This window comes from Peribacillus sp. 05N428 (assembly GCF_056397085.1).
This window is the reverse complement of the sequence record NZ_JBFTMS010000012.1, coordinates 138,815-148,985: the sequence shown is the minus strand read 5'-3', so window position 1 is coordinate 148,985 and position 10,171 is coordinate 138,815. Positions and strand designations below refer to the sequence as shown.

Annotated in this window: 7 protein-coding genes; all 7 read left to right on the top strand. The window is 39.9% G+C overall.

All coding sequences use genetic code 11. The features are described from left to right. Positions 1 to 537: 537 nt before the first annotated feature. The 7 genes from AC1DIV_RS13975 to AC1DIV_RS13945 all read left to right on the top strand — a co-directional run bounded on the left by AC1DIV_RS13975 (position 538) and on the right by AC1DIV_RS13945 (position 9,984). Complete coding sequence (locus AC1DIV_RS13975; RefSeq protein WP_477576570.1) at positions 538 to 2,022, top strand: allantoinase; 1,485 nt, start codon at positions 538 to 540, stop codon at positions 2,020 to 2,022. 295 nt (positions 2,023 to 2,317) lie between these two features. Next, entirely contained in the window at positions 2,318 to 3,082 is a 765-nt protein-coding gene (gene allE, locus AC1DIV_RS13970; RefSeq protein WP_048678712.1) for a (S)-ureidoglycine aminohydrolase, read from the top strand. Between the two features lie 128 nt (positions 3,083 to 3,210). After that, complete coding sequence (locus AC1DIV_RS13965; protein WP_207117649.1) at positions 3,211 to 3,594, top strand: cupin domain-containing protein; 384 nt, start codon at positions 3,211 to 3,213, stop codon at positions 3,592 to 3,594. 217 nt (positions 3,595 to 3,811) lie between these two features. After that, positions 3,812 to 5,116 (top strand): uracil/xanthine transporter, encoded by a 1,305-nt coding sequence (locus AC1DIV_RS13960; RefSeq protein ID WP_318291055.1) that lies wholly within the window; start codon positions 3,812 to 3,814, stop codon positions 5,114 to 5,116. A 273-nt stretch (positions 5,117 to 5,389) separates the two neighbouring features. Next, on the top strand, positions 5,390 to 7,564 hold the full coding sequence (locus tag AC1DIV_RS13955; protein WP_477576568.1) for a malate synthase G: 2,175 nt from the start codon (positions 5,390 to 5,392) through the stop codon (positions 7,562 to 7,564). A gap of 981 nt (positions 7,565 to 8,545) precedes the next feature. Further along, on the top strand, positions 8,546 to 8,707 hold the full coding sequence (locus AC1DIV_RS13950; RefSeq protein WP_340875010.1) for a hypothetical protein: 162 nt from the start codon (positions 8,546 to 8,548) through the stop codon (positions 8,705 to 8,707). A gap of 14 nt (positions 8,708 to 8,721) precedes the next feature. After that, positions 8,722 to 9,984, top strand: coding sequence for a pyridoxal-phosphate-dependent aminotransferase family protein (locus AC1DIV_RS13945; protein WP_477576567.1), 1,263 nt, complete (start codon positions 8,722 to 8,724; stop codon positions 9,982 to 9,984). The last annotated feature ends 187 nt before the right edge of the window (positions 9,985 to 10,171 follow it).

The following is a 10,171-nucleotide window of genomic DNA, read 5'->3' as shown; positions in this document are numbered from 1 at the left end:
TCCGCGGGGCGGGCGGTGAGCCTCCTCGGCGTAAACGCCTGTGGGGTCTCACCTGTCCCGCTGCTCCCGCAGGAGTCTCGCACTTCCGCTCCAATCAACCTTAAATAGTTTCGTTTTAAAAACAACAATCTTTACGAAAAGAGCCTTGTTTAAAAAGCGCAACAGAAACGAGAGGATGTGGTTAAAGGGGCTTAATTGATGGAAAAGTGAAATGGTCAGTAAAATAGTCTGAATATTTAAAAATCGTTTTTACCTTGGCGAGGAAATGCCGTACAAAACAAGATAACAACCAAGGCTGCGCATCTCGCTTCCTGTCTTCCTAAAGGTGGATGCGATTCTTTCCAAAATTGCTTGATAGAAAGTGGAATCTACTAAATCTCAAAACGATGCTCAGAATGTAATAGTTGTATTTCATTCCGAATATTTACGTTCCAACAGCCCAAAGCAAGATGTTCGTTTCTTCATTATGCAACTGTAAAAGAGGATTGGCCTTGTAGTTTTTATAAAATTTGATTTCCCTTAGAAAGGAATGAACCTATGGCTACATATGATTTACTCATTAGAAATGGAAATCTTGTAATGTTTGATTCGATTGTTCAAGGAGATATTGCAATTAAGGAAGGGAAAATTAAAGAAGTGACTATCGGAAAAAATATTGATGCTATAGCAACAAGAGAAATTAATGCTGAGGGGCAGCACATCCTCCCAGGATTAATTGATTCTCATGTTCATTTCAACGAGCCAGGCAGAACTGAGTGGGAAGGTGTTCAAACTGGCAGCAGAAGTTTAGCGGCGGGTGGGGTGACAACCTATTTTGATATGCCATTGAACAGTACACCGCCAACAATCAATAAAGAATATTTGGCATTAAAGAGAGCTTGCTCCGAAGAAAAGTCGGTGGTCAATTGCCGCTTTTGGGGTGGACTTATACCAGAAAATATTGAGAATATTAAGGAACTTGATGAAAATGGAGTAATTGGATTTAAAGCTTTTATGTCACCGAGCGGAATTGTCGATTTCAATCATGTCGATGATATTACGATTTTTAAAGGGATGAGAGAAATTGCCTCAGTAGGTTCACTTTTAGCCGTTCATGCTGAAAGTACAGTCATTTGTGATCAGCTTGCACAAGAAAAACAAAGACAAAATAAGACGACTGCAAAAGACTTCGTCGAATCAAGACCGATAATTTCCGAAATTGAAGCGGTAAGAAGAATAATTTCATATGCAGAAGCTACAGGGTGTAAGCTGCATATTGTTCATGCGAGCAGCCGCAAAGTAGTGGAAGTCATCAATCAGGCAAAGCAAAGAGGCCTGGATATTACGGTAGAAACATGCCCTCATTATTTATCTTTGACATTAAAAGACTTAGAGGAAAAAGGCGGTTTGGCAAAATGCTGCCCTCCACTGCGTGATGATGAAGAAGTAGAACAATTATGGGAAGCTGTAGCAAACGGTGAAATTGACGTAATAGCATCCGACCATTCACCAGCACCTGCCTCTATGAAAGAAGTAATAAATGATGACTTTTTCAGTGCCTGGGGTGGGATTTCCGGTGCCCAATCTACACTCAATATTATGTTGACAGAGGGGCATTTCAACCGTAATCTTCCTCTGGGGAAAATTGTTGAATTAACATCAACGAATCCAGCTAAGTTATTTGGCCTTTATCCCCATAAAGGGATAATAGCCGTTGATAGCGACGCTGATCTGGCGATAGTTAATCTGAACAAAAGCTTCGAGCTGAAAAAGGAAGATTTGTTCTACCGCCATCAACAGTCGCCTTATGTTGGCAGGACATTCAAAGGGCAAGTAACAACAACGATCGTCAATGGGGCTATTTTGTTGTTTTTAAAACGAAACTATTTAAGGTTGATTGGAGCGGAAGTGCGAGACTCCTGCGGGAGCAGCGGGACAGGTGAGACCCCACAGGCGTTTACGCCGAGGAGGCTCACCGCCCGCCCCGCGGAAAGCGAGCATCTGGAGGGGAAATCCAACCACACCTCACTACTTGGTAAATAGCAACAAAGTATGTTAAAACAGCCAAAGCAAAAGAAGCATGTAAGGAACCATGACCTTACCTGAAGGTAATATGTTTATCTATAATGAACAAAAATATAAAACGTTTTTATCGATAAGGCATAAAGACTAATTGAATGAAAGCGGTTAATATTTATATAAGGGACTTAATTGTTTCTAACACAAGTTAATAATATATGAAAAGAAGCTTCAATTATAAGTTGATTTATAGCGGGAACAGGGCACACCATGAGTCACATATTTCAAATAAAATACGATTAAAAGGAGAGTTTAAAAGATGGGTTATCCTAAAGATTTATTAGCAAGCAGATCAATAATTGAGCACGGTAAATATGCTTTAATTGCACCTGAAGGATTGGTTAATAATGTTGTTCCGGGATTTGAGAATTGTATCATTTCCATTTTGGGTTCTCCAAAGCTTGGAGCAAGCTTTGTCGATTACATTGTGACAATGCAAAAGGAAGGAAAGAACAGCGAAGGGTTTGGTGGACAAGAAGATGTTGAGACATTTGTCTATGTTATTGAAGGGAAAATAAAAGCTGCTGCAGGTGAACAAGAGTTTGTCCTCGATGAAAGCGGTTATTTATACTGTCCGCCAGGAACAAAGATGTATTTAGAAAACCAATCGGATGGAGATTCTAAACTATTCCTATATAAGCAAAAGTATCGTCCACTTGAAGGACGGAAGCCATGGGTTTATTCAAACCATGCGAACAACATTGAATTCAGGATTTATGATGATATGCATAATGTCCATCTTAAGGATCTATTGCCTGCTGATATAGATTTTGATATGAATTTTCATATTCTTTCCTTTGATCCTGCTGCATCTCATCCATTCATCGAAACACATGTGCAAGAACATGGAGCCTACTTACTCTCGGGAGAAGGGATGTATAACCTAGATAATCAGTGGGTTCCTGTAAAGAAAGGAGATTACATTTTTATGGGTCCATATGTACATCAAGCAGCCTATGCGGTAGGCAGAGAAAATTTAACATATGTTTATTCTAAAGATTGTAATCGTGATGCATCTTTGTAAAAGGTCACATCATTTAGAAGAAATGCGTAGATGACAACTTCAAGAGATTTAATGCGGCCAGAATTGTATTTTAGGGAGATCCGGTAAGTGTAATTCAAAACCATTAAATATAAAAGAGGTGCCGAGGTATGGACCAGAATGTAATTTTGAACAAAAAGTCGATAATTGAGGAAAGAGTTTTTGAAATCGATAAAATAGCAAAATTCGATTCTAATGCACCACAAAAAAATTATTTTTATGAAACGGATAAAACAGTTGGGGCAGTTTGGTGTCTTGAACCTGAGCAGGAAGTATTTTTACATTCCCATTCGAATGTTGATGATATTTGGGTCTGCATTGAGGGGGAAGGAACATACTTTCCTGATCTAGAGAATGAGATCACGATCAGAAAAGGAATGGTAGTATTGGCCAAGCCTAATCAAATTCATGGAATGCGTAATACAGGAAACAGTCGATTCATGTTTGTAGGCTTTGCTGCAGGGGCATTGCCTATGGATATAACAAGATATTAGAAAAAGGCTAAGATTATTAAACATTACAAAATAATTTAAGTTTCTTCTTTAAAAAACAAAAAAAGTGATTAAGGCGAAGCGATTGTAATGAAGACAGCGCTTCGCTTATATTTTTATTTATAAAAAGTGATGAGTTGTAATTTCTACGATTAGCATCCTTAAAAACTAGCAAACAGATTTTATAAAAATCCAGAAATCGGAAATGGTGATGATTAAGATGACTCAGCAAGGAGTTACTGTAACATTATTCTCCTCTTTACAGTGGCTTTTTTTTATTTTTGCCAATACGGTTGTCGTACCAATTTCTGTAGGAGCAGCATTCCAGCTTCCTACAGAAACAATTGAAATGACGATAAGATGCTCCTTTATCTTTACAGGAATATCCTGTATTCTGCAGGCCTGGATTGGGCATCGTTATCCATTATTGGACAGCCATTCGGGGCTAATGTGGGGTCTGATGATAAATATGGGCATCTCTGCATCTGCACTCGGATTGGATTTTGCAACCGTAGGAGGAGGAATTGCAACAGGTATTTTGCTGGCTGGAGCTGTAACCGTACTGCTTGCGGCATTTAACCTGATTTATATCATACAAAAAGTAATTAAGCCGATGGTGATAAGTGTTTATATATTTTTACTGACCTTTCAGCTCATCTTTATTTTCTTCAAAGGTATGTTTAAAATAACCGAAAGTGGAACAATTGATCTCCCTGTCAGTTTGTTTTCAATCTTGATAGTTATCTTCGTCGGCTTATTAAGGATTAAAGGAGGGAAAATACTAGGCAATTTCTCAATCCTGATCGGAATTATCGTAGGATGGTCATTATATCGAATTATTTTCCCTTCAGATCTTCCGACGGCTAGCTCTTCAGGTATGGCATTCACTTTCTTTCCACTTGGAACTCCAAACTTGAATATTGGTATTATTTTTGTTTCCTTTTTTGCGGTCCTTCTGAATTTAACGAATTCTTTCGCTTCTATACAAGCTGTTGCAGATGTTTACAAGGAAAAGGTGGAAAATAGTCAATACAGGAGATCTATTTTTGTAACAGGTATTTTTGCGTTTATCACTTCGATTTTTGGCTTGGTCCCTTTTACACCATTTACATCTACGATAGGTTTTTTACAAAGTACCAAGTTATTCAAACGAAAGCCATTCATTATAAGCGGATTTTTGTTTACTCTCCTTGGAGTTATTCCGCCATTAGGTAGATTCTTAGGAACAATACCATTAACAATAGGTAACGCTGTTTTATTTGTCGCATACCTTCAATTGTTCGGGACCGCATTAAACAGCCTGAAAGGAACGTTATTCAACTCTGAAACGATACTCCGTTTAGCGGGGCCAGTCCTAGTTGGAGTTAGCATTATGAATATCCCGCCAGCATTATTCGGCAGTATACCTGTCCTCTTGCAGCCTTTCATTACAAATGGTCTCATTATGGGTGTCATTATATCGATTTTTTTGGAAAAATTTATTAATTGGAACAAATTAACAAATAAGTTGGAAGTCGGGCAGTAACCGATATATCTATCTGGAAATGGAAACATAAGGTGATTATTCTAAAAAAAATGGGATTTCATTTTACGATTGAAGAAAAAAGGTGACGATTGGAAATCTCTAACGATAAACTTGAAATTGATAATAAGAAAACAAAACAATAAATTTGAGAACTTGAAATCGAAAACAAATTAAGTATTGAACCCGTTCAAAGGGAGGAGAGATCACCTGGTTTAAGAAAATTATCTTGGCGTATGCCGGGAGTCAAACAAATTTTTAGAGGAGGAATACATCATGGGAGAATATGTGAAAGTAGGTAATCTTCAAGTGGCCTCGGTACTTTTTGAATTTATCAATAAAGATGGGCTGCCTGGAAGCGAACTGAATCAGGAACAATTTTGGGTTGATTTTGAAAAATTGGTACATGACATGTCTCCAAAAAACAAAAAATTATTAGCTCGTCGTGATGAAATTCAAACCAAAATCAATACATGGCATAGAGAAAATAAAGAGATGGACTTTGCTGAATATAAAACATTTTTACAAGAAATTGGCTATCTCGAACCTGAAGGAGAAGACTTTCATATTACCACAGAAGGGGTAGATGATGAAATTGCCTTCCAAGCCGGTCCGCAGCTAGTTGTCCCGGTTGATAATGCTCGTTATGCTATTAACGCTTCAAATGCAAGGTGGGGAAGCCTTTATAATGCCCTATATGGTACAGATGTTATTAGCGAAAAAGAAGGAGCCTACCGAGAAGGGAGCTACAATGAAGTACGAGGTGGAGAAGTCATTTCATTTGCAAAGGATTTTCTTGATCAAGTAACTCCTTTAAAGGATCATTCACATAAAGACGCTGTGAAATATGCAGTAGTAGATGGGAAATTAGCTGTTACACTCAGAAATGGAGAAATTACGAGTTTAGTAGAGGAATCTAAGCTAGTAGGCAATCAAGGTGAATACGGAAAGCCATCGGCGATATTATTAAAAAATAATGGGTTGCATTTTGAAATTCAGATTGATAGAAGTCATCCGATCGGTAAAAAAGATAAAGCAGGCGTTAAGGACATTCTAATGGAATCTACTCTTACGACCATAATGGATTGTGAGGATTCTGTTGCGGCAGTGGATGCTGATGATAAAGTCCTGGTCTATCGAAATTGGTTAGGTCTTATGAGGGGGGATCTGGCTGTAACTTTCAAAAAGGATAATAAAATGAAGACACGTACAATGAACCCAGATCGTTTATACAGAGCACCAAATGGAGAAGAATTCTCTTTACCTGGTCGTTCACTTATGTTTGTCCGTAACGTGGGACACTTAATGACCACGAACGCAGTCCTGGATGCAAATGGTGAAGAGATTCATGAAGGGATTATGGATACAGTCATAACTAGTTTACTTGCCAAACATTCCCTGTTGGGGAATGGTAAATATCAAAATTCATCTAAAGGATCAGTTTATATAGTTAAGCCAAAAATGCATGGATCCGAAGAGGTGGCTTTTGCCAATGAACTCTTTGATCGTGTGGAAGACATGCTTGGTCTACAGCGAAATACACTGAAGATTGGTGTTATGGACGAAGAACGTCGAACTTCATTAAACTTGAAAGCCTGTATCCGCCAAGTTAAAGAAAGGGTGGCATTTATTAATACAGGGTTCTTAGATCGAACGGGAGACGAAATTCATACTTCTATGGAAGCCGGACCTATGATCCTCAAAAATAACATGAAAGGATCAAAATGGCTACAAGGTTATGAAAAATCGAATGTCAATGTAGGTCTAGCAACCGGTTTTCAAGGTCGAGCTCAAATTGGTAAGGGAATGTGGGCAATACCTGATATGATGGCGGAAATGTTAACGCAAAAAATTGGCCATCTGAAAGCGGGGGCGAATACAGCATGGGTGCCTTCACGGACTGCAGCGACATTGCATGCTCTTCATTATCATCAAGTGGATGTAAAAAAGGTGCAAGATGAGTTGAAAAAGAATCCAGTAAATTTACGTGATGATATTTTAGAAATCCCAGTGGTTCAAAACCCCGAATGGAGTCCGGAAGAAATTCAGCAAGAGCTGGATAACAATGCTCAAGGTATCCTCGGTTATGTTGTACGTTGGGTAGAACAAGGAATTGGTTGTTCCAAAGTACCAGATATCAACAATGTAGGATTGATGGAAGACCGTGCCACGCTAAGAATTTCGAGTCAGCATATCGCTAACTGGCTTCACCATGGAATTTGTACAAAAGGACAGGTTTTGGAGACTTTACAACGAATGGCTAAAGTAGTGGATGTACAAAACAGTGGAGATTCAGCCTATCAATGTATCGCGGATAATTACGACAGCTCAGTGGCGTTTCAAGCGGCATGCGACCTAGTGTTTCAAGGCTATAACCAACCAAGTGGGTATACTGAGCCTATCCTGCATCGACGACGCATTGAAGCGAAGAAAAATAAGTGTAAACATTAAGTGATTTCTGGGGCATTCAGACCAACCAGGATGCAATGTTATTAAATTCATGAGGCTTAGCTTAGTGTCATATCTTAACTTCTACCAGTAATTCATACGGGGCTTCGGATTAAAATAAGTGATTATTCGATAAAATGGGGAACAAGTGATCACGATCACTCGTTCCCCATTTTGGTCTAATTCTTTATAAAAAGAAAAAGCAAATAAAACATTTGTGAATTAGATGTAACAAAGATAAGACATCATCTTTTTAGGTTTGCAGTCCATCAAAAGTTAATTTGGCTGGCATAAGTAAAACTAGTTTCTTAATTTATCAAAAATACCAGTCAATATGATAAGGAGCTGACTATAACAAAAGTTCTTTTGATCATAGAAATCTGTATATATACACATTATTGGTTGTCTTTCAGTTGGTTATTTTGCACAAAAAAACACCGAAATACTAACAAAATTGTCAATGAAGTTAAATGCGAAAGCAAGTAAAATAATAGATGACATAAATTTTGTGAATGTTCATGACATCAAAGGCTATTGCGAAGGGAAGCGATATGATGGGCAATCAAAACGAAAAATTAATAGATGAAAAGGATGATGTTGTGTTCGATGATAGACTGGTTAGCATTTTTCGGGGCAACAGAGAGTAATGGAGTGACCCGGATATTATATTCCAAGGAAAGGATGAGCGCTCAGCAGGCAATGAAGCTGAGGGTGGGAAAAAACTTATTATATATTTTGATAGTGTATGCTTTAGGGGGGCCTCCGGTGGAATCATTCTGACCAGTTCCCATATGGAAACGGACAAGGATGGGGTGGAATATGACGGCGCATATGGGGGCGTCAGCCATATTGTCGGCAGCGCCTTTATACGGTGAAAATCATTAAGAGTGATCATGCGGGCACCACTCCCATTCATACAGGAAGGATGCTGTCGTCTGGCTTCGGAATTCAATGTTCCGAACGGCATCGGTGAGGAATAGGTTTTTGAAAGGTTTTGTAAGGACACTTTTCGACTCTCGATTCCCTGGCAAAGAAAGCGGAAATGAAGCTGGGGGTTCACAATGGAGGGATGTCAAACCTGTTGCGATAGATATGGATAAGGGAATCGGATTTTTGAATGAAATACTTTATAAAATAGCCTATTGAAGGAGTTGATAAAAATGGCATATTCAGAATTGAATGCACCGATGAGAACGATCATGACACCAGGACCGGTCGAAGTTGACCCGCGTGTTTTAAGGGCGATGAGCACACCGATATTAGGGCAATTCGATCCTGCATTCACCACTATCATGAATGAAGTGATGGAAATGCTGCGTTTGGTTTTTCAAACGAAAAATAAATGGGCGTTCCCGATTGATGGCACCTCAAGATCCGGTAATGAAGCGATTCTTTGCAGCATCATTGAGCCGGGGGATAAGGTCCTGGTTCCTATATTCGGAAGGTTCGGTCATTTATTGGTGGAAATCTGTGAGCGATATGGAGCTGAAGTCCATACGATGGAATGTCCTTGGGGAGAAGTGTTCGAACCGCAAGCAGTCATTGCGGAAATCAAGAAAGTCTCCCCAAAAATAACAGCAATCGTACATGGGGAAACCTCCACTGGTTGTATGCAGCCTTTGAAGGAAATCGGGCGGGCCTGCCGTGAATTGGGTGTCCTGCTTGTTGTGGATGCGGTTGCCTCCATCGGGGGCACCGATGTTAAGGTGGATGAATGGTGTATTGATGGGTTGATAGGAGGGACGCAAAAATGCTTGTCCGTTCCTTCCGGTATGGCACCGATTACGTATAATGAGCGAATAGAAGAAATCATCCAGTCCCGCAAAAAGGTGGAACGTGGTATTGCCACGGATGAAGACAACCAACAGGTTTCGCTCAGCCGTCCGATCGCCAGTAATTATTTCGATTTAAGCATGCTGCAGGATTATTGGGGACCGCGTCGTTTGAATCATCATACAGAAGCAACTTCCATGATTTATGCGTTACGTGAAGGATTGCGCCTTGTGCTCGAAGAAGGTCTGGAAACGCGCTTTGCCCGTCATGAACTCCACGAAGCAGCTCTCGTTGAAGGGATCAAGGCAATGGGACTAATGTTATTCGGGGATGGGAAAAACAAACTTCCGTGTGTAACTTGCATTGAAATTCCAAAAGGAATCGATGGTGAAGCTGTAAGAGACATGCTGTTGAATGAATTTGGCATCGAAATCGCTTCCTCATTTGGTCCGCTTCACGGGAAAATCTGGAGAATCGGGACCATGGGATTCAGTTGCAGGAAAGAAAACATCCTGTTTGTATTGGCCTCCTTGGAAGCTGTCCTTTTGCGCAAGGGGTTCCAAGTTAATCGGGGAGAGGCTTTGCAGGCTGCACTGGATGTATATGTAGGAAAGAAGGAGAAAATGGTAGCATCACAACGGTCTCTTTGAATAATGGATGTCCATGTGGATTTCAGCAAACCTGGCCATGATCATCGGGAAGGCATAGAGGGAAAATCGCTTATCAGACGGATGGGATAAGTGAACGGGAGTGCGGGGAGTCGTTAATAGTGATAGGTTCCAGTATTGCGGTCAATAACTAGAAGAAGGGTTATAAAATAGAGGGGGGGGATTCCAA

Coding starts and splice junctions, on each gene's coding strand:
- AC1DIV_RS13955 (WP_477576568.1), top strand. CDS start 5,390: ATGGGAGAATATGTGAAAGTAGGTAATCTTCAAGTGGCCTCGGTACTT.
- allE (WP_048678712.1), top strand. CDS start 2,318: ATGGGTTATCCTAAAGATTTATTAGCAAGCAGATCAATAATTGAGCAC.
- AC1DIV_RS13960 (WP_318291055.1), top strand. CDS start 3,812: ATGACTCAGCAAGGAGTTACTGTAACATTATTCTCCTCTTTACAGTGG.
- AC1DIV_RS13975 (WP_477576570.1), top strand. CDS start 538: ATGGCTACATATGATTTACTCATTAGAAATGGAAATCTTGTAATGTTT.
- AC1DIV_RS13945 (WP_477576567.1), top strand. CDS start 8,722: ATGGCATATTCAGAATTGAATGCACCGATGAGAACGATCATGACACCA.
- AC1DIV_RS13965 (WP_207117649.1), top strand. CDS start 3,211: ATGGACCAGAATGTAATTTTGAACAAAAAGTCGATAATTGAGGAAAGA.